This is a genomic window from Phycisphaerales bacterium AB-hyl4 (assembly GCA_041821185.1).
Taxonomy (GTDB): Bacteria; Planctomycetota; Phycisphaerae; order Phycisphaerales; family Phycisphaeraceae; genus Natronomicrosphaera; species Natronomicrosphaera hydrolytica.
Map to the genome: position 1 here is coordinate 398,452 of JBGUBD010000001.1, position 24,256 is coordinate 422,707.

Annotated in this window: 29 protein-coding genes; 9 read left to right on the top strand and 20 right to left on the bottom strand. The window is 60.9% G+C overall.

The window, feature by feature from the left end; all coding sequences use genetic code 11:
* Positions 1-62 precede the first annotated feature (62 nt).
* From ACERK3_01625 to ACERK3_01645, 5 genes are all read left to right on the top strand, one after another.
* Positions 63-815, top strand: a complete 753-nt coding sequence (locus ACERK3_01625; protein MFA9476983.1) for a PEP-CTERM sorting domain-containing protein — start codon at positions 63-65, stop codon at positions 813-815.
* Between the two features lie 138 nt (positions 816-953).
* Positions 954-2,678 carry a hypothetical protein gene (locus tag ACERK3_01630; protein ID MFA9476984.1) on the top strand — a complete coding sequence of 575 codons (1,725 nt, stop codon included), beginning with the start codon at positions 954-956 and terminating at the stop codon, positions 2,676-2,678.
* Positions 2,679-2,771: 93 nt separating this feature from the next.
* Positions 2,772-4,478, top strand: coding sequence for a hypothetical protein (locus ACERK3_01635; protein ID MFA9476985.1), 1,707 nt, complete (start codon positions 2,772-2,774; stop codon positions 4,476-4,478).
* Between the two features lie 143 nt (positions 4,479-4,621).
* Positions 4,622-4,747 carry a hypothetical protein gene (locus ACERK3_01640; protein ID MFA9476986.1) on the top strand — a complete coding sequence of 42 codons (126 nt, stop codon included), beginning with the start codon at positions 4,622-4,624 and terminating at the stop codon, positions 4,745-4,747.
* Positions 4,748-4,893: 146 nt separating this feature from the next.
* Complete coding sequence (locus tag ACERK3_01645; GenBank protein MFA9476987.1) at positions 4,894-5,679, top strand: SDR family NAD(P)-dependent oxidoreductase; 786 nt, start codon at positions 4,894-4,896, stop codon at positions 5,677-5,679.
* Positions 5,680-5,755: 76 nt separating this feature from the next.
* On the opposite strand, the gene ACERK3_01650 is transcribed toward ACERK3_01645, so the two are convergent.
* From ACERK3_01650 to ACERK3_01665, 4 genes are all read right to left on the bottom strand, one after another.
* A complete protein-coding gene (locus tag ACERK3_01650; protein MFA9476988.1) occupies positions 5,756-5,959 on the bottom strand; it encodes a hypothetical protein in 204 nt (67 codons plus the stop codon).
* Positions 5,956-6,153 (bottom strand): hypothetical protein, encoded by a 198-nt coding sequence (locus tag ACERK3_01655; GenBank protein MFA9476989.1) that lies wholly within the window; start codon positions 6,151-6,153, stop codon positions 5,956-5,958. Before ACERK3_01655 ends, ACERK3_01650 begins: the two co-directional genes overlap by 4 nt.
* A 174-nt stretch (positions 6,154-6,327) precedes the next feature.
* Positions 6,328-8,679 (bottom strand): PEP-CTERM sorting domain-containing protein, encoded by a 2,352-nt coding sequence (locus ACERK3_01660; GenBank protein ID MFA9476990.1) that lies wholly within the window; start codon positions 8,677-8,679, stop codon positions 6,328-6,330.
* Between the two features lie 162 nt (positions 8,680-8,841).
* Positions 8,842-9,333: a DinB family protein gene (locus ACERK3_01665; GenBank protein MFA9476991.1), complete on the bottom strand. Its 492-nt coding sequence runs from the start codon at positions 9,331-9,333 to the stop codon at positions 8,842-8,844.
* Here ACERK3_01665 and ACERK3_01670 point away from each other — a divergent pair.
* Both ACERK3_01670 and ACERK3_01675 read left to right on the top strand, forming a co-directional pair.
* Positions 9,332-9,622 (top strand): hypothetical protein, encoded by a 291-nt coding sequence (locus ACERK3_01670; GenBank protein ID MFA9476992.1) that lies wholly within the window; start codon positions 9,332-9,334, stop codon positions 9,620-9,622. The two genes, ACERK3_01665 and ACERK3_01670, sit on opposite strands and share 2 nt — an antisense overlap.
* An 81-nt stretch (positions 9,623-9,703) precedes the next feature.
* Positions 9,704-10,273, top strand: coding sequence for a sigma-70 family RNA polymerase sigma factor (locus tag ACERK3_01675; GenBank protein ID MFA9476993.1), 570 nt, complete (start codon positions 9,704-9,706; stop codon positions 10,271-10,273).
* A 9-nt stretch (positions 10,274-10,282) separates the two neighbouring features.
* Here ACERK3_01675 and ACERK3_01680 read toward each other — a convergent pair whose 3' ends face one another.
* The 10 genes from ACERK3_01680 to ACERK3_01725 all read right to left on the bottom strand — a co-directional run bounded on the left by ACERK3_01680 (position 10,283) and on the right by ACERK3_01725 (position 16,959).
* A complete protein-coding gene (locus ACERK3_01680) occupies positions 10,283-11,527 on the bottom strand; it encodes an RNA polymerase sigma factor (protein MFA9476994.1) in 1,245 nt (414 codons plus the stop codon).
* Positions 11,528-11,637: 110 nt separating this feature from the next.
* Positions 11,638-12,063 (bottom strand): YciI family protein, encoded by a 426-nt coding sequence (locus tag ACERK3_01685; GenBank protein ID MFA9476995.1) that lies wholly within the window; start codon positions 12,061-12,063, stop codon positions 11,638-11,640.
* A gap of 51 nt (positions 12,064-12,114) precedes the next feature.
* Positions 12,115-12,606, bottom strand: coding sequence for a VOC family protein (locus ACERK3_01690; GenBank protein ID MFA9476996.1), 492 nt, complete (start codon positions 12,604-12,606; stop codon positions 12,115-12,117).
* 107 nt (positions 12,607-12,713) lie between these two features.
* Positions 12,714-13,166, bottom strand: a complete 453-nt coding sequence (locus tag ACERK3_01695; GenBank protein ID MFA9476997.1) for a nuclear transport factor 2 family protein — start codon at positions 13,164-13,166, stop codon at positions 12,714-12,716.
* A gap of 51 nt (positions 13,167-13,217) precedes the next feature.
* Positions 13,218-13,967, bottom strand: a complete 750-nt coding sequence (locus ACERK3_01700) for a DUF899 domain-containing protein (GenBank protein MFA9476998.1) — start codon at positions 13,965-13,967, stop codon at positions 13,218-13,220.
* Positions 13,964-14,125 (bottom strand): hypothetical protein, encoded by a 162-nt coding sequence (locus tag ACERK3_01705; GenBank protein ID MFA9476999.1) that lies wholly within the window; start codon positions 14,123-14,125, stop codon positions 13,964-13,966. Before ACERK3_01705 ends, ACERK3_01700 begins: the two co-directional genes overlap by 4 nt.
* A gap of 8 nt (positions 14,126-14,133) precedes the next feature.
* Positions 14,134-14,505, bottom strand: coding sequence for a YciI family protein (locus ACERK3_01710; GenBank protein MFA9477000.1), 372 nt, complete (start codon positions 14,503-14,505; stop codon positions 14,134-14,136).
* 314 nt (positions 14,506-14,819) lie between these two features.
* Positions 14,820-15,239 carry a nuclear transport factor 2 family protein gene (locus ACERK3_01715; protein ID MFA9477001.1) on the bottom strand — a complete coding sequence of 140 codons (420 nt, stop codon included), beginning with the start codon at positions 15,237-15,239 and terminating at the stop codon, positions 14,820-14,822.
* 180 nt (positions 15,240-15,419) lie between these two features.
* Complete coding sequence (locus tag ACERK3_01720) at positions 15,420-16,214, bottom strand: RraA family protein (GenBank protein MFA9477002.1); 795 nt, start codon at positions 16,212-16,214, stop codon at positions 15,420-15,422.
* On the bottom strand, positions 16,186-16,959 hold the full coding sequence (locus ACERK3_01725; GenBank protein MFA9477003.1) for an SDR family NAD(P)-dependent oxidoreductase: 774 nt from the start codon (positions 16,957-16,959) through the stop codon (positions 16,186-16,188). Before ACERK3_01725 ends, ACERK3_01720 begins: the two co-directional genes overlap by 29 nt.
* A 462-nt stretch (positions 16,960-17,421) precedes the next feature.
* Between ACERK3_01725 and ACERK3_01730 the strand changes: the two genes are divergently transcribed.
* Positions 17,422-17,823: a hypothetical protein gene (locus ACERK3_01730; protein MFA9477004.1), complete on the top strand. Its 402-nt coding sequence runs from the start codon at positions 17,422-17,424 to the stop codon at positions 17,821-17,823.
* Positions 17,824-18,038: 215 nt separating this feature from the next.
* On the opposite strand, the gene ACERK3_01735 is transcribed toward ACERK3_01730, so the two are convergent.
* From ACERK3_01735 to ACERK3_01760, 6 genes are all read right to left on the bottom strand, one after another.
* Complete coding sequence (locus tag ACERK3_01735) at positions 18,039-18,638, bottom strand: molybdenum cofactor guanylyltransferase (GenBank protein ID MFA9477005.1); 600 nt, start codon at positions 18,636-18,638, stop codon at positions 18,039-18,041.
* Positions 18,628-19,176, bottom strand: a complete 549-nt coding sequence (locus ACERK3_01740) for a molybdenum cofactor biosynthesis protein B (GenBank protein ID MFA9477006.1) — start codon at positions 19,174-19,176, stop codon at positions 18,628-18,630. Before ACERK3_01740 ends, ACERK3_01735 begins: the two co-directional genes overlap by 11 nt.
* Entirely contained in the window at positions 19,163-19,675 is a 513-nt protein-coding gene (gene moaC, locus ACERK3_01745; protein MFA9477007.1) for a cyclic pyranopterin monophosphate synthase MoaC, read from the bottom strand. The genes ACERK3_01740 and moaC overlap by 14 nt, the downstream gene beginning before the upstream one ends.
* Positions 19,675-20,862 (bottom strand): molybdopterin molybdotransferase MoeA, encoded by a 1,188-nt coding sequence (locus tag ACERK3_01750; GenBank protein MFA9477008.1) that lies wholly within the window; start codon positions 20,860-20,862, stop codon positions 19,675-19,677. The genes moaC and ACERK3_01750 overlap by 1 nt, the downstream gene beginning before the upstream one ends.
* 89 nt (positions 20,863-20,951) lie before the next feature.
* Positions 20,952-21,362, bottom strand: coding sequence for a molybdenum cofactor biosynthesis protein MoaE (locus tag ACERK3_01755; protein ID MFA9477009.1), 411 nt, complete (start codon positions 21,360-21,362; stop codon positions 20,952-20,954).
* Positions 21,343-21,753: a carboxymuconolactone decarboxylase family protein gene (locus ACERK3_01760; protein MFA9477010.1), complete on the bottom strand. Its 411-nt coding sequence runs from the start codon at positions 21,751-21,753 to the stop codon at positions 21,343-21,345. The genes ACERK3_01755 and ACERK3_01760 overlap by 20 nt, the downstream gene beginning before the upstream one ends.
* Before the next feature lie 349 nt (positions 21,754-22,102).
* Here ACERK3_01760 and ACERK3_01765 point away from each other — a divergent pair, with 349 nt between their 5' ends.
* Entirely contained in the window at positions 22,103-24,229 is a 2,127-nt protein-coding gene (locus tag ACERK3_01765; GenBank protein ID MFA9477011.1) for a heparinase II/III family protein, read from the top strand.
* Positions 24,230-24,256 lie beyond the last annotated feature (27 nt).

A 24,256-nucleotide genomic window follows, 5' to 3' on the forward strand; every position in this document is an offset into this window, starting at 1 on the left:
ACAGTTTTGACTCACTTGCGTTTGCGTCCTCATTTTATGTAAATCGTTGAAAGGAAGAGAACATGTTGCATCAAATTCGACCGTCAATTGCCCGTCCAGAAACACTTGGAAGCTCGATCCGTAACCTGCTTGCCGTCCCCTTTGCCGCACTGGCTCTTGGCTTCGCTTCGTCGGCATCCGCTTCGTTTCTCGTTCAGGACGATTTCAATCGTCCTAATAGCCAGACGCTCGGCGTCATGTCGGACGGCGTTCACAGTTGGTCGGAATCCGGCGGAGAGGGCGGCGCCAATGCCAGGATCAACAGCAATCTGCTACGCCTCTACGATGCGGGGAACCACGGTGTCGCGGTGGCCGGATTCACTGTCGCCGACGCAATCATTTCGGTCGACCTCGCCGAGCTGACGCGTAACCGCGCCGGTGTCACCTATCGGGCACCGAGTGAGGGCGACGCATACAACTTGTTCTCAGCCACGAATACCTACCAAGTAGTTATTCGCCAAAATTGGGCAGGAACGGAAGATATCGAACTCCGTTACGCAAACACTCAACTCGCCACCTATGATTTCGGGCCAGGCGTAGATTTTGAGACCGGGACCCTCCGGATTGAGTTTGAAGGCGATCGTCATCAGGTCTTCTACAACGACACCAGCGTCATCGACATGATTCATGCTGGCAATATGAGCGCTGGCTACATCGGGATCGCCGCGGCGACGTCGCAGAGTCGCTGGGACAATTTTACCGTCATTCCCGAGCCGGCCTCGGCTGCGCTGGTGGGACTCGGTGCGCTGCTGGCTCTGAGGCGCCGCCGAAACTGAACTGACTGACCAACTGTGTGCCAGCGCTTCACAGCGCTGGCATGCTTTGCACTTCGACGAGATCACGGTGACAGTATGAATCGTCTTGTTTGTTCAGGACGAGTGGTATGCCTTCCTTGATGACGCCGAGTCGCAGCGATGGTGCACACAAAACTCCATGAGTTGAAACCCTGCATCGCCGTGCTTGATCGGTGGGGACAACGCTATGATCCGGAGCATGGCCTTCCTGGCGAAACGATCGCCAGCCCGGGTTATCACACGACGCTGCCGGATGGCATGCGGGTGCATTCGACTCGCACTGCGCTTGACTATGTGCTGCTGCTGTTGACAGCGGGCGAGGCCAAGCATGTTAAGCGGGCTGGTGATGTGCTTCGCAAGGTGCTGCTGTTGCAGGATACCGATCCCTGTTCGGCGACATACGGCATCTGGCCGTGGTTCCTCGAAGAGCCGCTTTCGCAGATGGCTCCGCCGGACTGGAACTGGGCTGATTTCTGTGGTGCTCGCCTGGCGGTGGTGCTGGCCGACCATGCAGACCGGTTGCCCGGCAACGTGATGGAGGCAACGCGTACTGCCCTGGGGCATGCTGCGTGGTCGATCTTTCGGCGGAACGTGCAGCCGAGCTACACGAACATCGCTGTGATGGGTGGGGTTGTCGCGGCTGCGGCGGGTGAGCTGCTTGATGAGCCGAGCCTGGTGAGTTACGGCAGACGACGACTGCAACAGGTTGTTGCCCATGCCGAGCACCACGGCGGCTTCGCCGAGTACAACAGCCCGACTTACACCATGGTTGTATTGGCCGAGGTCGAGCGATGTCTGCAACTGGTGCAGGACGCTGCGACGCGCGACGCCGCCGAAACGTTACGTCAGCGTGTCTGGTCGACGATCGCCGAGCACTATCACCCCGTTACCGGCCAATGGGCCGGGCCGCATGCGCGCACTTATCACGACACGCTTCTGACTAGCACGGTGGCTCGCTTGCGTCGCCGGGTGGGCTCATCGTTTAGCACTCCTTTAGCAACGAATGCTGAGAATATCGATGGTGAAGAGGTCGGCGTACAGCCATTGCCTTGTCCGCCGCAATACTTGCCTTACTTCGAAAGACTCAGCAAGTCAGACGTACAACGTCGTCACCGTTTCCGCCAGGGATCGGAAGGTCACGAGCGACAGGCACTGATCGGCACGACCTGGCTGCACGATCAGGTCACCCTTGCCAGTATCAACCGCGACACCCTATGGACGCAATGCCGACCGCTGATCGGCTACATCGCGAGTTCCGACGATTTCGCTGTGACGCTGCGCGTGCGTTTGCTCAAGGATGGCCGCGACTGGGCATCAGGGCTGTTGCACACCGAGCAGAATCGCTCGCATACGCTTTCGGTGATGACGCTGCTTCAGGACGGCGGCGACTACCACCTGCACCTGGACCGCCCCGCGGACGGTACGTTTCACTTCAGCGATCTGCGTCTACGAATCGAACTGCACGGCAAAGGGGTAATGGTCACACAACTGGACAACAGCCGATTCACGCTTCAAACGAATGATTGGAAGGTCGTGGTGCATGCTCCCGAAGGCGTGGGCCAGTTTCCATGTGGTACAACACCCGACTGGCAAAGTCATCAGCAGGTCGATTCCGCCGTCGTGGACGCAGTTTTGCACAATGGGCTGGAAACGGCGTTGACGCTAAACGCGCTAACGGAGCCTCATTGGCTGGCGTTTGCATTGGAACTGTTGCCCGCCGATGCCAAGCCCGCTACAACCCCAATCCGATGCGAGGTCGAGAGCGGCATATTAAATGCCCGCTGGCCACGAACTGAGTCGCTGGCCGTCAAGTGTCCTGTTCAACCTGAGCGTCGCTTGCCATAAACCCGTGGCGATCGTGATCGACGACTGCAGCATGTAGGCTCGACGCATTTCGATCCGATTTTGAATTCGGAGGCCTGACAGCGATTCGACCTTATGAAAGTGACCATCGCCGAACAAGACGCGCAGACTGTACTTCTGAAGTTGGATGAAGCCGTGCCGGCCGGCTCCTTGCTTCGCATCCGGGGAAGTAACAGCACGATGTTTCGAAACTTCAGGGTGGCGAAGGCCTGGCTTGAGGATTCAGAGCAGCCGCTATCAATCGAACACCGGTTTTCGTATGAGGAGATGCAGGCCGATTGGAAACTGCACGCCAGGCTCAAGTCGCTGGCTGTGCTCAAGACAGAGACGCATCTTTCCGCGGGCGCCGGGATCTGTGTGAACATGGAACCGACGACGGCGCCGCTTGCAGCGCCGGGCATCAAAGGCCAGTGGGTGCTCGAAAGAATCACTAACCTTCAGGATACGCAAGGTCGTGTGATTAGCCATGACGTGGAAGTGACGTTCACGGAGGGGCCCCGAGATTCCACGGCAGTCCACCAGAATGCAAGAGGTGATCTGTGGGTGCGTGAGTATGATGCCTTCGGGTATCCGCGTACCGCCTCGGCCAATTGCTCCATCCTCAAACGTACGCCGTTAGAGGGCTCGCGACGTTACAAGGCGATCTTGCCTGAGGGAGATGAGGTCGTAAGCGACGCGATGCCCCGAGCGATGGATGGCACGCCGATCTATTTCGGTGATTTCCACTGGCATACCGAGTTCAGCGACGGTCAGCAAAGTCTTGAAAAGACGCTGGCTCACGCCCGTGATTGCGTCGGTCTGGATTTCGCCGGACCAGGCGACCACATGGGCATTACAGGCAGATTCGGTGATCGAGCCTATGCGGAACAGGCGTCCATTTGTCGTCAATTCGATGATCCAGAGCGATTCTGCACGCTGCCCGCAGTGGAATTATCGTTTCGTCAAGGCCATGTGCATCTTGTCGCAAAAAACTTTGATGTGATGGGTTACCTGCTTAAGGGTTTTCCGGACGCAGTTCGGCCCGATTTCCAATCGCAACCCCATCGGCTCCCATGGCGGGCCATTCTCAAACACTGTCCAAAGGGGCAGTCAATGTTAAGCCCTTGCCATCCAATCACGGATTCAGGTGGCGTCGTCAATCCGGAAGACGGCCGCGTTGTGTGGTATTCATTCAACTGGCCCCGGGCGGTGGAGTATGACCTGACGCGCATCGTCGAGATCATAAGAGAAGGCCGGTCACAAGAGACCGAGCAGGTAGATGAGAACTGGCGTTCGAGCGGTAGCGGTCTAGGCGGAAGTGTGCGAACGGCCTTAACACGGGGGTACCGGGTCGGTTTCTCGGGGCGGTCGGACAGTCATGTAGGCTGGCCGGGTCGAGGCGGCATCACGGCGGTTCAGACATCTGTTCTGAACACGACGTCTATCTTTCAAGCGCTTCACAGCCGACGGTGTTATGCGACATCAGGAGCGCGGATTGTTGCCGATGCCACGCTCAATGATCACCCGATGGGATCGGAATTGCAGTTGGATCCGGACGCGCAAAGGCTGATACGTATCAGGATTCAAGGCACCGCGCCAATCGTACAGGTGCAAATTATCAGTGCCGGCGTTGTCGTTGCTGACTTGCCTGCGCAAGGTGGAAGCCTGGATTACGAGGGAGAATGGGTTGACCAGAGACCGGGACGGCACCTTGAAAACGTCTATTACTATGTGCGTGTGCGTCAGAGCGACGGGCACTGCGCATGGCTTAGCCCCTTTTGGATCGATTTACCGTCAGCGTAAAACGAGACCGGGTGAGGCCACGCCCCCATGAGCCGCGACTGTGGCGATCTCAACGCGGCCGTCCCAAACGAGCAGCGTCGACCGATACCCGCTTCGTCACGACCAAACTATGCACCGTGTATCCAGCACCCTGGGGACAGTCCATGAACCAACGTCCAGCCCGCATTGTGATCACCGACTTCATCCATGATCAGCTTGCGCCCGAGCGCGATGTTCGGCGGCGACTGGCCGGTGTGTACACTGGCGTCGCCTTTGGGTCGCTGAGTTGAAACGCTCGACGGCGCCACCCGCTCGTGAAAGGCAGCGGCTGTTTCACGACAACGCCATCGCCTGCTACCGGCTTCAACCACCCTCCACAGCGAACGCCGACTGAGGTTCCCTTGTCACCCGATCTTTTGAGGAGTAGTTTTCACGTATGACAACGCTCACTGGGAAGGTCGTAATCGTCACCGGGGCCGGCTCTGGGATCGGGGTCGGCATCGCGGAAGTCATTGCCGAGCGAGGCGGCGCGGTGGCGGTGCTTGATCGAGATGCCGCTTCGGCCGAGCGTGTGGCAGAGAAACTGCAAACCGGCGGTGGCGAGGCGATCAGCGTCGCGTGCGACGTCAGCGATGAGGGCCAGGTGGCCGAGGCGGTGGCGCAGGTGCACGAGCGGTTCGGCCGCATTGATGGGCTGGTCAACAACGCAGGTGTCAACTTCGTCAAGCCATTTGACGAGATGAGCATCGCCGAGTGGGACCGCGTCATCAGCATCGACCTTCGCGGCACGTTTTTGTGTACCCACGCCTGCATGCCGCATTTTTTTGCCAATGGTTCGGGCAGCGTGGTGAACATTGCAAGCGTCCACACCCAGGCTTGCCTGCCCGGGGCAGCCTCATATGACGCCGCCAAATGGGGCGTGCTTGGCATGACCAAGGCGCTGGCAGTGGAATACGCCAGCCGAGGCATCCGGTTCAACTGCCTGAGCCCGGGGCTGATCGACACGAAGATCTGGCAGGACATCCAGGCAGCGGCAGTCGACCAGGAAGCGTGCCTGGCCCATTGGCGAGCGAACATCCCCGCCGGCCGAGTGGGCACGCCGCGTGAGATGGGACAAGTGGCCGCGTTCCTGCTCAGCGATGACGCCAGCTATGTGACCGGCGCGAACCTCCTCGCCGATGGCGGCATGACCAGCCAGCTCATCAGCCGGGAGCACGCATGATTCCTGCGACAGGTACGCCGGTGTTTCGTGCTCCGCATGAGGGCAACTTCGGTCTGGATACACGCTGGCGATTGTTTTACCTTATGTTGATGGTTCGGTTCTGCGAGGCTCCGATCAGCTCAGGCTTTGCTTCGTCCGACAGGCGGCCTTCGTCGACACGTAGATCGACCACATCGGAGTCTGATCGGGTTCCGCGCATCGCAATTCGTCTGCATGCACTCGCCGTCTGATGACGCGCAGCGAGGTTGAGTGTGAAAATGCCAGTAAGTTTGGCGTTCAAGGCTGCGTCTCCTTCAGCCAGTCAAGATACAGACCGGTGTCGACAGTCACGTTGCCGGAGCGGAATTGCACACCGGTGGCCGAGGGTTCGACGGCATCCACCCGCGCGAAGTCAGCAGGAATCGCACAGACGCCGAAAATATAGTTCACCGTCATCGGCGTGGCCGGGTCAAGCTTCGCGATGGAGCCTTTCACCGCCACATGGATCCACGCTTTCGAAAAAGTCCAGCAACAAAGGGGGCGTCGCTTCAATGAACGCCGAGAGTTTCTCGGCCTTTCCTCGCTCGAAACCAGAGACTTGGGCCGACTGATGCCAGTGATACAAGTTGCCATCAAGGCGATGTTCGCTACAGGGGATCAACACAATGATCAGGCGATCCTTCGGCGACGATGCAGGGCAATCAGGCCCAGGCCCAGCAGGGCCAGAGTGCCCGGCTCAGGCACGGTCTGCAAGGCGGTCAGCGTCAGATGGTTGCCATCTTGCACGAATGCGAAGATGGACTGGCCCCATTCGTCGGTGGGCAGAATCACGCTGTCGAACGAGCCGGCGATGGACGTAGCGGTGAGAATTTCGAAGGTGTCGCCCTGCATGAAGTATGCGCCTTCGAGCAGTATTACCTCGAGCTCCCCCCCCAGGATGGCATCGCCGCTGACCAGCAGTTGATCGAAACTGCCCGACATCAGGCTGGCGATCTCGATCACCAGTTGGCCCAGCGCGTTCTGTGTGAAATCACCCTCGATCGTCAGCGTTCCCGGCGACTGCCCGGGTTGGATTGAACCTTCGTTGATGAGGTTCCCTTCGATCGTACCTTCGCCGGCGAGCAGGCCGTACATGGTGATGCCGTAGGCCGCTTTCACGGTTCCGCCGGTCAGGTGCAGTCGGCCGGTATCGTGGACTGTGAATGATTGCGTCTCCACCACGCCACCCTCGCCGACGGTCAGTCGGCCGGTGACCGTCGGGTCGAGACTGTTGATACCAATGCTCACTGATGGAGCTTGGAAGATAGAGCCGGCACCTTCGATCAGCACCTCCGCGGGAACGCCCGAATCCGAGTGCAATGTGACAGCCGAGCCTCTGAACTGAAAATCTACGCCATCCAGAATGGACAGGCGTAAGCGATCAAGTGACGCGTCAGTGCTGAACTGCAATCCATCGGTCCAGAACTGGGTCGGGCCGACCATCTCGACATCGCCACCGACCCAGACCTGGCCCGCACTCCATTCATGGGCACTGATCGTGCCCTGACGCCAATCAAGCTGGCCGAGCGCCAAGGTGCCGGCCCCCGTGATGGCTCCCCCCAGCATCTGGAAGTTGTTCCCGCCGGTCACGGTTCCCCGGATCTCCAGCGTACCGTCACTGAGAACGTATTGGCCTCGCGCACCATCGAGTTCCACCCCTTCGAGCACATGATGCCCGCCGGCGAACTCGACCCGGGCTGCACCGGGGTCGTCCCAGCCGTTCGCATAGAGATTGAATCGGCCGGTGCTGTGCCCACCGCCGCTGAGCACCAGCGTGTTGTTGCGATACACATACACCTCGCCGGCGTTGTCGAACGCCGCGTCCACGTGGAACGCATGAGTGCTGCCCGTGGCTTCGTGGTAATGCAGGTTGGTGTGTTCCAGCACTTGGACCCGCGCGTCTTTAGCGGCGTTGCCGAAGGAACCGGAGCCGCGAAGGTCAACGATGGACACCCACGCATCCGGATTACCCAGTCGAAGGGTTGCCCCTTCCGACGCCAGAATGCTGCTGCCCGATTGCCACTCCAGTCGCTGAGAGACTTCCAGCGTTCGGCCGATCAATGTCGTGTTGCCCTGCATTTCCAACTGATTGACCGCCGTAGATCCATCACCGCTCATCGAGCCGCCCTGCCAGGTCAGATACGCGGCCGACAGTGCAGCCGAGCCTGTCAGCAATCCGCCGGTGATCTGTAGCGATGTAGAATCAGACGTCCAGGGGTTGGAATCGCTTTGAATTTCCAGCGTGCCGTCGCTGAGGATGTACTGGCCAGCTTCCAGTGCCGTACCCTCAATCAGGTGATGGCCGCCGGCGAACTCGATCTGGCCGTGTGACTGGGTCGTAAACGTGCCGGTGCTGTGCCCGCCACCGCTGAGCACCAGCGTATTCCTACCGCCCACACTCACATAGCCGGCGTTGTCGAATGCCGCGTCCACGCGGAACTCGTGCGTTGTCGACCCGGTGTAGAACAAGCTTGCCTGCTCCAGCACTTGAACGCGCGCATCCTTGGCGGCGTTCCCGAAGGAGCCGGACCCCTGAAGGTTGACGGACGTCCACCAATCTGGGATGCCTACCCGTAGTGTTGCCCCTTCCGACGCCACGATATTTCCGGAATGCCAGTACATTCCCTCGCGAACCTCCAGCGTTCGGCCGACGAGTGTCATGTCACCGTACACGTCCAGCCACCCGGTCGACGTCGTGCCTTCGCCGCTCATGGTGCCGTTCTGCCAACCCAGATAATTCAGCGACAGCGAGCCTGAACCGGTCAGCGTCGCATCGGCCGCATCGAACCAGAGATCGCTAATGGCCAGATTCTGATTGAGTGTAATCGTGTAAAGGCCGGGCCGATCAACCGTTGCCCGATCATCGGGGTTTACCGGAGCAAGCGGATCGCTTGACCAGTTGGACGGCGACAGCCAGTCACCGTCAGAATTATCCGTCCAGAACGCGTCAATCGACTGCCCGAACACGCTGGATGCAGTCAACAGTGAAACGCCCACAGCCAAGACAGCAGTGCCTCCCCGAGCAGCGTGATTGCGCATCTTCCTCGTCTCCCAAAAATGGATTATTCAATTGTTAAGCCGATTCCCCGGTTCACAGATTACAGAGGGGCCATTGAGATTAGCATGTTGATATGGCTTTGGCTACTACCTATCCATCGCCCGTTTCCAGGCCATCACCTGACCCAGGTGTACCGACTCGTGAAAGATCATCAGGTAGCTCAGCGCTTTGGCGGTAGTGCCGAAGCCCTCCGCCCACCGCTCGAGCCCCGGCGGCTGAGTGAGTCGCTTCGGCGGAGCATCCTGCAAAAGCTGCTCGACTTCCTGATGGACCTGCTCGTACGCCGCCAGCAGCTCAGCCTTGCTCGGGTACCGGGCTGGATCGTCCACGGGCGTGGAGCCGGCGTCGTAGTGCTCGGCATTGGGCTGCTCACCCGGATCGGCCACCGGCTCGCCCCGCACCAGGCTCAAGATCGCAGTGTGGTAGTGGTTCAGGTGCGCCAGCGTCCAAGCCGGATGGTTGACCACCCCGCCCGGCTGATCGGTCATCGCCTCGTCGGGAATATCGGCCAGCAGCTGCCGGGCGAGTTGGCCGTTCTCGCGCCAGCCCAGCAGCAACGTCTCGATCGTCGTGTCCATGGCACGGCTCCTCTCGATCTCCATGGTAATGGCAGTGGCCGAGGAAGCTCGAGCAAGCGAAACCGCTCGCTTTTCTCCGCCTCTGTTGCGTCCTTTTCGCCCGGCGTGCGTCTTCGAGGGTGAAGGCACCGGATGGGCCGATGCCAACTCGATCCTGCTGTTTCCAAGGAGCATCACCATGCTGAATAGCCAGACGATCCGCATGAACAACGCCAGCGAAAACCCGAAATGCGAGTGCAAGTGCGAGGGCGGCACCTGCACCTGCACGTGCACCTGCGATTGCGGATAAGTCGCAGGACATGATGTTGCGTTGCCGATCGGCTCACCAGTCGTGGGCCGATCGGCAGTTTATGCCTATGATTGAACCTGTATGACCACCGAGACGCTCTGGCAGCAATTTCGTGGAGAGTTGGATGCATTCCTCCGCCGGCAGGTGAACAACCCGGCCGATGCGGAGGATCTGCGCCAGCAAGTGTACCTGCAGATGCACCGCCACCTGCAGCAAGGCGAGCCGCCCGAGCACCTGCGCGGCTGGGTCTACCGCATCGCCCGCAACGCGATCGTCGACCACCGTCGGCGACGAGCGGCCCGGCCCGAAGCGCGTGCAGCCGACCTGACGGAAGTGGAACCCAAAGCGAACGAGCCGGAGGCCAACCCGGAGACGGTGCAGAGCCTGGCGAGGTGCCTGCTGCAAATCGTGGAGCAGTTGGAGGAACCGTATCGCTCGGCCCTGCGCTGGAGCGAGTTGGAAGGGCTGACCCAGCAGGCGGCCGCTGAACGGGCCGGCGTCTCGCTCTCGGGCATGAAATCGCGCGTGCAGCGCGGGCGGACAAAGCTGCGTGAGGCGCTGCTGGCCTGCTGTGAGATCGAATTGGACGGGCGCAATCAGCCGATCGACCATCGCTGTCGGCAGCCGGAGTGTGCGTGTTCGTCGACGTGACTGCCTTATTCATGTGCTGAGGTGCAGCGACTGCAACCGCCTTTCGATGAAGCGACGCTCGGGCGTTTGTCGCGTGAGCGTGAGAGCGCGTTCGTAGGAAATGCGGGCTTCGGCCGTTCGGCCCAGCCGGCGGCACAGGTCGGCTCGGGCGGCATGGGCCGGTTGATATTCCTCCAACGCGCCATGGGCCAGGAGGGCGTCGATCAGCGTCAAACCCGCCGCCGGACCATCGCGCATCGCGATTGCCACAGCGCGGTTCAGTTCGATCACGGGCGAAGGGTTTACACGCAACAGCACGGCATATAAATCAACGACCCGGGACCAGTCGGTCGCGGCGGCGGTGGGTGCCTCGGCATGCACGGCCACAATCGCAGCTTGGAGCGTGTACGGGCCAATACGGCCTGAGCTAAACGCCCGCTCCACCAGCGCCGTGCCCTCGGCGATCAGCTTCCGGTCCCACAGCGAGCGATCCTGCTCCTCGAGCAGCACGAGTTCGCCCGCCGGCGAAGTGCGCGCGGCACGGCGTGATTCGTGCAACAGCATCAGCGCCAGCAACCCCATCGCGTCGGGCTCCGGGGGCTCGGGCAGCAGGTCGATCAGCAGACGAGCCAGTCGAATCGCTTCGTTGGAGAGGTCGGGTCGCGTCAGCGTATCACCGGATGACGCGGAATAGCCTTCGTTGAACACCAAATAGATCACACGGAGCACGGCATCCAGCCGGCTGGGTAACTCGTCACGCGCCGGTGTGTCGTAGGGAATGCGCGCATCGCGAATCTTGCGTTTGGCGCGCACGATGCGCTGGGCGATGGTCGGCGCTGTGGTGAGAAACGCGCGGGCGATCTGCTCGGTCGTGAGCCCACACACTTCGCGCAGCGTCAGCGCTATCTGAGCATCGGGCGGCAGCGCGGGGTGGCAGCAGGTGAAGATCAGTCTCAGGCGATCATCGACAACGCCTTCGTCCTCCACGATAGGGGGAGCCTCGGCGGCAGTGCCCAGCCGCTCCGCGAGCTGCGCCAGCGACGCATCAAAGCGAGCACGGCGGCGCAGTGTGTCGATCGCCTTAAAGCGGCCGGTCGAGACGAGCCAGGCCCGCGGATTCGCAGGCACGCCCGCCCACGGCCACTGCTCGACCGCCGCGGCGAAGGCGTCGTGCATCGCCTCCTCGGCGAGGTCGAAGTCGCCCAGCAGACGCACCAGCGTGGCGTACACCCGCCGCGACTGGGCGCGGTAGATGGCGTCCACCTTTTCATGCATTGGTTCTGCGGCATCCCGGTTCATGGCGTCGAGCCCTCGGCTTCACCTGGCCGAACACCATGATGTTACCGCGAGTACTTTGAGCAGGACACCGCGAATATGTTCGGGGGCTACCGCTTCTCAAGCTTCGCGCGCAAACGCTCCTCCTGTTCACGCAGCTCAGGCGTAAACACCTCGTCAAAATCGTCCGCCTCGAAGATCGGCCGAATCTCGATCTCGGAATCGTCAGGCATCGGATTGGGACAACGCTTAACCCAGTCGATCGCCTCCTGCATCGAGTTCACCTGCCAGAGCCAGAAGCCGGCGACGAGTTCCTTCGTCTCGACGAACGGGCCGTCGATGACGGCGCGGTCCTTTCCGGAGAAGCGAACGCGAATACCTTCAGAGCTCGGCTTCAGGCCTTCCCCAGCGGCGAGCAGGATGCCGGCATTGGCCAGCTCTTCATTGAACTTGCCCATCTCGGCAAAAAGTTGTTCGCTCGGCATCTCGCCCGCTTCGGACCTCGGCGTCGCTTTAACCAGAACCATGACTTTCATGCTTTGCTCCTGCCTGTTGAGGTATGTTGGCAAAAATCGGCAAGCCCGGTGCTATCCCGCATACGCTCGCTCCAGCTTGTCAATGTCGAGCTTCTTCATTTGCAGCATGGCCTGCATAGCCCGCTGAGATTTTTCAGGATCGGGGTCCGCCAGCATCTTGAACAGCACCATGGGAATGACCTGCCATGACACATCGAACCTGTCCTTGAGCCAGCCACAGCGTTCCGCTTCCGGAACGGCGGAAAGCTTCTCCCAGTAATAGTCGACTTCGTTCTGCGTCTGGCAGTTGATCTGAAACGAGATGGCCTCGTTGAACTTGAACATTGGGCCTCCGTTGATCGCGCTGAACGGCCGCCCATCGAGTTGAAAGTCGATGGCCAGCACCGATCCCACCACTTGCCCGGAAACTTTGGCCGAGGCTTCGCCCACGCGAGTGACGTGGCCGATGCTGGAATTCTTGAAGACGGAGGTATAGAACGTCGCCGCCTCTTCAGCCTGGCCATCAAACCATAAACAGGGGGTGATCGTTTGAATGTTTTCCATGTTGCTTCTACTTCAGTTGAGTTGAGGAAACATCGCCTGACATAGAAGGGGCAGCCGCTGCCGCGACGGTGGCCCTTGCCATACCGATCATTTACTTGAACAAATCGTCACGGCTGAAGATCGAACATCGCCTTGTTGCTTTCCGGATCGAACGGCGCCGACCAATGCTCATGCACGATGGTCCACTTGCCGTCCGTCTTGCGAAAGCCAATGGTCCCGCGCATCCAGGCTGCCTGTTCCTTGCCGGACTCATCCGGCCCCGGCCCGCATCGGCAAAGCCAGTGGCCGAAGGCGACGTCGCCATTCACCGCGATGCTCGGCTCATGCAGCTCAAAGGTCATCCCTTCCGATGAGCACATGGCGATGCACGCTTCCCAATGCTTCCTGTACGCTTCCACCCCCTTGAATTGAAGGTGCGCGATGGCGTCGAACGCGAGGATGTCCGGCGCGTAGTGCGAGGCGATTCGCTCGGCGTCCACGCTGCGGATGGCTTCCACGTAGCGATCCACCAGTTCGAGAATCTCGGCCTCGGCGGCGGAGGGAGTTGTTGTCGTGCCCATGGGTTGTTTCCTTTCAGCAAGGGTTGTTGATTGTTGCGCCGCGGCCGTGATTCACGAGCCGCAGCAGGATTTCAAGTCATCCCCGTACTCATCGTGACGACGGGGCCAGTTCGGATAGGCGGCGTCGTTCCGGCCTTCGGGCGTGAGGTCGAGATAATGATTCGCATCCAGAAGCATGTCCAGACCACGGGCATAAGTCGAATAGGTGTGGCAGACCTGCCCCGCCGTGTCTTTGAAGAACACACTGACGCCGGGCAGATCCTCGCTTTGATAGCGCGGATCGGTGTCGATCGTCCCGAAGTTGTAGTTCACCGTGCCCCTGGCCAGTTGCTCATGGGTGAAGGAGACATGGAAGTCGTAGTTGAAGTCGCTGCCGAGGGAGGAGGCCCACTCAAAACGCCAGCCCATGCGCCTGCGGTAGGTGAGGAGCTTGTCGATCGGTGCGCGGGAGACAGCCACGATCCGGACATTGTGATGCTGAAGGTGTCTGGCGGGGCCGTCAATGTGCTCCGCCTGGAACGAGCAGCCGGGGCAGGCAGCGTCCCAGTCGGGCGCGTACATGAGATGGTGGACGATGAGCTGGCTGCAACCATCAAACAGTTCGGCGAGTGTCCGCTCACCTTGCTCCGTCTGGAAGAGATAGCGTTTCTCGATTTTCACCCACGGAAGGGCCCGCCGCTCGACAGCGAGCGCATCGCCTTGACGCATGTGCACCTTCTCCTTCACAAGCAGCGCCTTCCGCGCCTCAATCCACGCATCGCGAGAGACAGCCGGGTGTTGTGGCGTGGTGGTTTTGCTCATGGCGCACTCCTGTTCGATTCGGTGTTCGTGTCAGGCTCAGCCTGTTCCTTCACCCCTGTTCTCGCATCGTTTCCGACGCGACGCTTGCTGATGAGCAGCACCGTCGCGCCGCCGGCCGACGCGACGCCGGCGACGACGATCGCGGTGGTGAGGCACATGGGACACATCACGGTGCCTCCGCGGCAGCACCGGCGCTGCGTGGCTGCTGCGTCATAAGCTCCCGCACCGGCCGGACCTCGATGCTCCCGATGCGGGCCGGGGGGATGCGCGAGGCGAGTCGGATGGCTTCGTTGAGATCGCGGGCTTCGATCAGGTAGAAGCCGGCGAGCTGCTCCTTCGTCTCGGCAAAGGGGCCGTCGGTGGTGGAAACGCTGCCGCCGCGAACGCGGATGGTCGTCGCCGTCTCCACCGGTTGGAGTGCCTCCCCGCCGAGGCGATGGCCGCTGGCGCCGATCTCCTCGCTGTAGGCCACACACTCCTCGTCCGGAAATTCATGCATCGCCTTCTCGTCGCCGTAAACCAGGCACACGTATTTCATGGGTTGCTCCTTGAATCGGGGGTGCAATCACCGTGTCCATAAAATGGTCGTTCGGGGGCGACCGGGATCGACAGCGGTTGGCAAAGATTTTTTGGTTTACTGAGGGCGGTCCAGGCATTCGACTGCCGGAAGGCCGTGCCCGGGGAAGGCTTCCTCTGGTCGAAGCCGCCACCCCCGCCACCGCATCAAGTGTCTCGGCCGCCAGGCAATAGCACCGGCGGCTAGACCGTCGGCATCCGCGTGCGGGACCACCGCCACCACCTGGCCCAACATTTGCTTCGCCTGCTCCAGCAGCCTTTTTGTCGCGGTGTCCATCACGAGCTTGAACCGCCGCCTTTGGTGCCGGAAGCGCCCTGTTCGCTGGCGCCGACGAAGACGCTGGAGTCGTAGTAGGTGGCAAAGCGGCGGATGTGTCCGCCGTCGTGCTCGATCACACTCACGCCGTCGTACTCCAGCGGCTGGCCGTTCTGCCGCGTGCCCGAGCCGTGCCATTCGAGCACCGCAAAGCCGTCGCCTTCCTTCACGGAGGTGAACTCGGAGTAAATGGTGTCAAAGGCGCTGCGGTACTGCTGCCAGAACTGTCGGGCGCCCTCCTGGCCCTGCGGCTTGAAGTTGCGGGCGGCGTTGATCAGTTCCGCATCTTCGCTGAACAGGCTCGTCATCGTCTCCATGTCCTGCTGCTGTTCCACACTGTGCAGCGCGTCGATGAAGCGCTGGGTCAGTTCGTCAGCCATGGGAGCATCTCCTGTGTTTATGAGGTATGACAAGAAGCTTTCTCTTGCTTTGCTCTTTACACTTTAGGCAGGGCGTTCCTGTGGCTCTGCTCATTCATGCCCCCAACTTCGCTGCCAGTACCTCCACTGGGAAGACGTGGTGAATGTAACGCGTACTTCTTCCGGCAGGTCAGTAGGCCTTCAAAAATATCCACCGCGGTCATGAATTTCCGCAGCACTCAGACCGGCGTCAACCCATTCCTTGATCTCGCCTTCGTTGCGTTCGATCTGCTCTGCACGCTCGAGCACGCCAACCGCCATTTGACGTGGGATGACCAACGCGCCATCAATATCCGCGAGGATGATGTCGCCTGGCTTGATGATGACATCGCCTACAAACACCGGCGTTTGATACGACACCACTTTGGTATGCGCCAACGCGCCTGTACTGGTCCGATAGCGATACCAGATGGGGAACTTTTGACTGAGAATGTCTTTGGTATCGCGAATGCCGCCGTCTATGATCGCGCCGCGGCAACCAGCCTTGAGACTGGCCTGCGTCATCACACCACCCCAGTGACTGGCACGCATTTGGCCATGGGCGTTCCATACGACAATATGCCCCGGTTTAAGATCGTCAAGCATCTTTACACGCATCTCCAACTCCCCGCCCATGGTCGGGTCCTTCACAGATTTCACGGTGAAAGCCGGCCCGCAAACCACCATCTCATCACGCAACGGCATGATCTCCGGCGGGAGTGCCTGAGAAGGCATGCACATTTCCCGCAACACATCATTCACCGCACCCGAATACAGCTTCTCGAAACGCGCACACAGTTCGCTTTCGGGTATGGATAGCTCGACGCTTTCGATGGTATCACGGCTTTGCTGTAACTTGTCAGTGTTCATTTTCTGGTGCATATTGTCCTTCACTTTCGCGGTCGCACGGTTTAGTGGGATGATCGACCTATGGAAGTTGAGCGCCGCCTGCGACATGCAGGTCAACACCTGTGATATACGCACCGGCATGACTGCATAACAACAGTGCCGCCCCAACGCAGTCATGCGTGCGACCAATGCGACGCATTGGAATCCATTTCTCAATGCGATCATGTGCGTCAGGGTCGGCCAATATCTTCGCGTTACGATCTGTCTCAATGACACCTGGTGCAAGATTGTTTATCGTGACACCGTGTGGCGCGAGTTGCTTTGCGAAGTTTCGCGCAACATGTTCAAGAGCTGCTTTACTCGCTCCATAGGGGAGCATTTCCGAATGCGGCCGCTGTTGCTGTACACTCCCGACAGTGAGGATACGCCCCCATTTTCGCTCGATCATGGCGGGCGAGATCAACTGAATCAACTCAAAAGATGATCGAAAGTTTACGTTGATCTGTTCGTCGAATTCGCCACGGTTCACCTCATAGCAGCTTCTTCGGAATTGCACGGACGCATTGAGCACGAGGATGTCAACTGGCCCAAGTCGACCGGTGACGCTTTCCACAATGCCCTGTGCGGCTTGGGCCTCTTTCAAGTCCGCCCGGACAATCACGCTTCCATGGCCGATCCGGTCAGCAACTTCTTGTGCCTGCTCCGTAGCGCCCACATAGTGAACGGCAACCGTTGCACCACAGTCTCCCAACGCTATGGCTATTGCCCTGCCTATCCCTCGGCTGGCTCCTGTGACCAGCGCAACACGACCACTTAGGTCGTATGCGCGGCGAAGGTCAAACTTATCAGTCATGGCATCTCTCATACGACGTAAATCGTATTTGTTGTCTCAGGCACAGGGGTAACGGATGCCCCTCCAGCATCGGACAGCTAACGTGGCGAGGGCCACGTCCTCTATACATGCTTGGTCTCATGTACTGCATGACTTCCATATGGATTCATTGTCCGCCGACGGTTGGATACCAGTCGGGTCGGCGTGGGCCCTGGTGAAAGCGCGCATATAACCCCCCTGCTCTTCACAATATTTTTTATAGACGGCATAGACTTCCTGCGGCTGTGGCTCAGTCACTATGCGTTCTTTCCAGACGGATCTCTTCTTCAATCCAGTGGTTCATTTCTGTTTACTTGTAGGCCGGCTCATCGCCGAGGCTTGTTCGCGCGATTGATATTGCTCATCTGTAAGAATCTCAATCGTGGGCCCTGGCTCAATCTCTTGCGAGGATGAACGCGATTGTCGACGCAGCGCATCGACTGATTGCTGGAGGCATGGGCTGAAATCCAGCGCCGCTTCGCTCGCCCCAAGGTTGCGGCGATCCAACCAGACAAACGCCACATCCTGCTCCGCTTCGCTCAGCCGGTGGATCTGGATCATCTGGTGTTATGGGAAGACCTTCGGGAGGGACAGCACATCGACGGCTTCGAACTGCTGGATGAGCAAGGCCAGACCCTTGCGGCCGGCCGAACCATCGGCCACAAACGCATCCTGCCGTTCCCGCGCCGGCAGGTGGAGTTGCTGACGCTGCGACTTGAACGCCCCGGCGGCCGGTTGTCACGAGTTGAAGCACATCGCACAGGCCACGAGTCGCTGCCAGTGCGAGGCGTGAAGCTGGATTACCAGAAATGGGCGAAGAAGGCGGACCGGAAAGCCGAAGCCTGATCCGCGGGGCTCGCCCCTCGGCAATCGTTCACGACAGCCGACACCCTATGAGGCGGTGTCCTCGACAGCGATAGACCGCACAGGCGTTAGCACGCTGTGTCAGTGAATCACCGCATCGACGTCGGCTATCACGCCCCGTTTCATTTCACCCGCCTCTTCCGTGTCCACATCGGGATGGCGCCGAAAGGCGCAGGCGAGGTGCCTCGGCTCGACGATCACCGCCGATTGTCCCGCGCGACCCGCGCCAACGCGCCCGGCGTATTCGCTTGCGCAACACTCGGCCAATCACTCGGCAACGCCAACCCCGTCCCCACCGCATCCAGCAACCCCTGCATCCGCAACGCCTCGCCCGCCAACCGACGCTCCACCTCTTCCAACAGCGACCGGTGATACAGTCCCGGAAAGGGATGCCACCGCTCCGCGCGAAACGCCACCGCCTGCCCCCCCTCACCACGCGCCCCCAGCAACGCCGCCAACCACGTCGGCCGCATCATCACCATGTCACACGAACACAACAACAACCAATCGCCACCCCCCTCGCCCACATCACGCAACGCCGCATGCAGCCCCGCCATCGGGCCGCAGCCGGGGTGCACATCCGCAATCGTCCGCAACCCCAGGTCCGCATACGCGTCCGCCTGCCCAGCGATCACCGTTACCGACCGCGACATCGGCTTCAGCTGTCGAGTAAGCCGCACGACCAACGGCTCGCCATCGAGCAAGGCCCGCGCCTTGTCCGAACCGAATCGCCGCGACTGCCCCCCCGCCAACACGTAGGCCGACAACTGCTCATGCCTGCATGCCTCATCGCTCATGACGAACCACCTCGCCTCGGCCGTCGTCCTGCACATCGCCGCGCAACGTTTCGATCGCGTGCGGCAAAATATCGAGCAACGCTTCAAGCATCTCCGTCGCGCCGCGCTGCGAGCCGGGCAGGTTGATAATCAACGTCCGTGCCAGCGTGCCCGCCTCGCCGCGCGACAGGTAGGTACGCGGCGTCTTCTTGTAGCAGCGTCGCCGGGCCAGTTCCAGCAACCCCTCATGCCGACGCTCCAGCACCGCCGCCGTCGCCTCCGGCGTCACGTCGCGCGGCGCGAGCCCCGTTCCCCCCGTCGTCAACACCAGGTCGGGCGCGGGCGCCTCACACGCCCACATGCGCAACTGCGCGCCGATGGCCTCGACCTCATCCGCCACACACGCCGTCGCCACCACGTCCGCCCCAAGCCGCTCGCGCGCCATCGCCACCAGTGCCGGGCCCGACGTGTCCGCGGCCTCGCCACGCGAGCAACGGTCGCTCACCGTCAGCACTGCCACCCGCGCGGGCAGCATTTTCGCGGCATCATGCATCGTCATTCACCTCGCCCTTGCCGCCCTTGTTCGCTTCCGCGTGATACGGCCCGCCGCGTCCGCCGGTCTTCTCCAGCAGGCGGATCGCTTCGATCACCATGCCCTTGTCGATCGCCTTGCCCATGTCGATCACCGTCAGCGCCGCGACGCTCACTGCCGTGAGCGCTTCCATCTCCACACCGGTTTTCCAGTTCGTGATCGCCTCGGCCCGCAGGTGCACGAAACCATCATCCACCCACGCTTCGACATGCACCGCGTCCAACGGCAAGCCATGACACAGCGGAATCAATTCATCCGTCCGCTTCGCAGCCTGAATGCCCGCCAGCCGTGCGACCTCGAGCAGATTGCCCTTCGCCAGCGCGTTGCGTTGGATCGCCTCCGCCAGCTTCGGCGAGATACGCACGCGTCCCTCGGCCACCGCCCGTCGACGCGTCACCGCCTTCTCGCCCACGTCGACCATCCGCGCACGGCCGGCCTCATCCATATGCGTCAACTTCTCATCCATCACACACTCCAAGGCCAATACGCCCAAGGCCCCTCGCCCGCCGCCTCGGCAGGCAGTCGCACGAACCCATCGCTCCGCGCCGCACTGGCCACATCACCCGAGCCCATCCCCGCCACCAGTTCCGCCTCGCCGGGCCCCACCAACCGCACCGGCCGATGCCACCACAACCTAAGCGACTTCTCGTCCGCATTCACCAACCGCACCATCGCCGTCGGCGCATCCGCTCGCGAAAAGCCCGCCCGCCGACGCAGCGCCGTCGCGCCGAATAGTCTGGCCGTCACCATCACCGACACCGGATTGCCCGGCAGCCCGAGGATCGCCTGTCCGCTCGGCCCCACCGCCGCGAGCATCGGCTTGCCCGGCCGAATCGCCAGCTTGTGAAACAACACTTCCCCCCCCACCTCGCGCACCGCCGCCGGCACATGATCGTAATCGCCCATCGACACCCCGCCCGTCAGCAGCACCGCGTCGCACCCGGCCAACTGCTCGCTCAACGCTTCCGTCAGAGCCTCCATCGAATCATGCACCCGCACCACGCCTTGCCAGTCCACCCAGGGCAGCGCGCCAAACATCGCCTCCACCACCGGCCCATTGCTGTCGCGCAACTGCCAAGGCTCAGGCCTCGCCGCCACATCCAGCAACTCATCCCCCGTCACCACCACCCCCACGCGCACCCGTCGATACACCGTCGGCTCGACGCAACCAAAACTCGCCATCGCCGACATCACGCTCGGCCCCACCACCTCACCCGCTTCCACCACCACCGCGCCCGCCGCCAGATTCTCCCCCCGTCGACGGATGTTCTGCCCCGCACGAATCGTCTCCGCCGGCACGGTCAATCGAATCTGTGCAGGCGCTTCCTCCACGTCTTCCCGACGAATCACCGCTTCTGCCCCGCTCGGCACGCAGCCGCCGGTAAAAATCCGCAGCGCCTTGCCGCTTGGCATCTCAGGCGGCTCGTGCCCCGTCGCCACCTCGCCCGCGACCGCCAACGTTTCATTCGACAGATCGCCCAGCCGTACCGCATACCCATCCATCGCCGACACATCATGGGCCGGGCTGTCCCGATCCGCCAGCACCGCCTCCGCCAGCACCCGCCCCGCCGCCGCATGCAACGCGACACGCTCGGCGTCCACCGGCCTTAGCCGTGCGACCAGTCGCTCCATTGCATCCAAAGGCGTCAGCATCTCAACCTTTCCGACCCAAGCGTTCAACATTCCAACGCCCGCTCACTTCCAAGAAGGGCACCGACTTGCCATCAACTCGAAACCCGAAACTACGAACTCGAAACTTCCCCTTCCCACACCGCCACCTTCCACAACGGCACTTCGCGCTTCAGGCGGTCGATAAACACATCCATCGCCTTGATCCCCTCCGCGCGATGCGCTGATGCGATCTCCAATCGAAACGACACCGCCCCGACCGGAACCTTGCCATAGCTGTGCGTCACCCGAATTGCCAGCAGTCCATGCGCTTCGCCAACCTCGCTCGCCAGCCGATGCAACTCCCGCTCCGTCATCGGCGGATACTGTTCATACGCCAACGCCGACAACCGCTGCCCCGCCTCCATCCGCCGCACCACGCCCTCAAACCGAATCACCGCGCCGACATCGCTGGGCAGTTCACCCCCCCAGCGCCCCTCTCCAGACAACGGGCCTTCAATCAACTCAACGGTCACCTGCATCATCACTCGCCTCTCGATCCGTCCGCTCCGATCGGTCGCGTTCGAACTGCACCTGCGCCCAACTCCACGCCGCCACCGTTCGCGGAAAGCCCACCGTGTTCATCCCCAGCAGGATCGCCTGTTCGACTTCCTGCTCCGTCGCGCCCGCCTGCATCGCCCGACGCACATGCGAACGCAACGCCGACTCCAGCCCCGCTCCCAGGCTGATGCCGATCTTCACCAGCGAGCACGCCTTTGCGTCCATCGGTCCGAGCCGTTCCACCGCCTGCCCCACACGCTGATGCGCCTCGCCCAGTTCGGGGAACTTTCGCACAAACTCTTTGAACGTCTTCGGCAGCTTGCCCGGGAGTTCGCCCGCCGCGTCCGGCAACGCATCTCGATTCATCTCGCTCATCGCTCAATCTCCAATAAGCATCATCATCACACAGCCGCCTTGGTGTCGCCCATCATCTTACGATACCTGCCGGCCCGCGACTTGAAGATGCACGTAGCATCAGCCATATGCTGCATACAACGGGCCAGCCAGCCAAATGCCACACGACGCTTCCCTGCTGCGTTTGGAACCGTTATCTTAAAGCACGTCAAGACCACACAATACGCCGCCGCCGTGATACCGCGCGTAACACGCTGTTCTTTTCGTAATCGAGCGCAGCGGCGGCTTCAACAACTACAGCACTTCAGGAGACGCCGTCATGAAACCCCTTCTACCACTGTTTCTGGTGCTGGGGATGATGGTAAGTCATATGAATTTTACCACAGCACAAATTCGCCCCGTGGACGTTCGCCAACCGGTGCAGGATTCCGCTGACCGTTACCCAATGATCGCGACCACACCGGATCGGCTGGAGCGAATGCGGTCGGCGTATCAGAATTCCGAACAGGCACGCACGATACTGGACGCCACCTTTATCGAGCCTGCCCGAAACGTAAAAGGCGAGCCGATTCATTTTCCACCTCGCGGCGGCCATCACAATATGTGGTACCGCTGCCGGGACTGCGAAGTGCCGCTGAACACACTCAGCGATACGAAGCACCAATGCCCGGATTGCGAACACATTTATACCGGCGAGCCTTACGATGATGTCATTTTCGCCCGTCAGCATGCTGCGAATCTGCGTAACGCGTGGCGGTCCGCTTGGGCGTATGCGATCACGGAAGATGAAGTATTTGCCCGTTATACCGCCAAGGTTTTGCTTGGCTATTCTGAACGCTATGCAGGATATGAGTACCGCCACGCCAGCCGAAATATGGATAGCGAGTGGGCGCAACGCGCGGGAGGACGCCTGGACGACCAGACGCTTGATGAAGCGAATTTCATGGCTCGGCAGATTGCGCCCGCGTTCGACTTGATTCGACCTTCCGAAGCGCTGGACAGCGATAGCAGTGACACCATTCGCGAAAACCTGATTCGCCCGATGCTTGAAACCATCCGCCGAAATCAGCGTGGCAAAAACAACTGGCAGAGTTTTCATAATGCCGCGTACATCTCCGGCGGCGCCTTACTGGACGATGCGGAGCAATGGGTCGCGCTGGCCATCAATGATCCAGCCCATGGCTTCCTGAATCAGTTGGAAATTTCCATCACCGACGACGGCATGTGGTACGAAGGCAGCTGGAGCTATCACCATTACTCGCTTCAGGCGCTCGTACTGCTTGCCATGTCCGCGGAACATCTCGGGATCAATCTCTGGGATCACCCGCGATTCAAGCGCATGTACACCTTGCCGTTGCGGTACGTCATGCCTGACGGGTCGCTGCCGCGTTTTGGCAACGCAAGTGATCCAAAGCTAAGCGACATGAGCAGTGGCGGCGGCCTGCTTTCCGAGCCGGCGTACGCCGCGCTGCAGGACGAGCAGTTTCGAGCCATGCTTCCCAGAACGCCGACCTGGTTGTCGGTCATGTATGGCAGCGAGGCGGTTGAAGGGCGCGGCGAACTTTCAACGACGACAGGTAGCGATGTGATGCCTGCCGCGGGCCACGTCGTGCTCCGCACGAATGGTGACGCGGGCCTGGCCGGCGCTGCGGTGTGGGGGCCGCACGGGGGATATCACTCGCACTTGGATCGCTTGAGTTTCATGTGGTTCGCCCATGGGCAGGAACTCGGCCTGGATCGCGGACGTATGCGTGCCCAAGCGTATCAACTGCCAATCCACACGCAGTGGTACCGCCATACGTTAAGCCACAACACCGTGATGGTCGACGAACAGGCGCAGCGTCCCGCCGACGGCGAGCTTTTGTATTTCGCTGCCAACGATGCCTATGCCGCAGCGGTGATGCAAAGCGACCAGGTTTACGAAGGTGTCAAGCACCGTCGCCTGTGGGTGATGACACCGACTTACATCGTTGTGTTCGATGCACTGGACGCAGATAGCCCGCGTCGCTTCGACTGGCTTTACCACCACGCGGCCGACGATGTGTCCAGCGATGTCGCGACAGACGCCCTCGACCTGACCGGCCGAGATGATGGGTTTCGATACTTACGCAACACCCGTGAGGGTCGCACGGACGAACCGATTGAGTTCGTTTTTCGCGGGGATGATGTTGCAACTCACCTTCGCATGACCGCCGACGACGACACCTGGGTGATGACTGGTGACGGGCCTTCGGGAACGATGGACCATCGCGATCCGATGGTGCTGGTACGTCACGATGAAAAGCAGTCCACGCGTTTCGCCGCCGTCATCGAGCCGGTCAAGGCCGACGCCGAACCGACGGTGACGCAGATTCGCTGGCAGGAGGAGCAAGGCTACATCGTCATTCAAGTTGACGGTGTTGATTGGCGTGACGAAATTCAGCTTGCTGACAACCACCACGTCGTCATCACACACCAGGACGAACGCGTGCTCACGCCGACTGACCAGCGCGAGTGATGCGTCGGCCATGCGAGATGCTTTCCC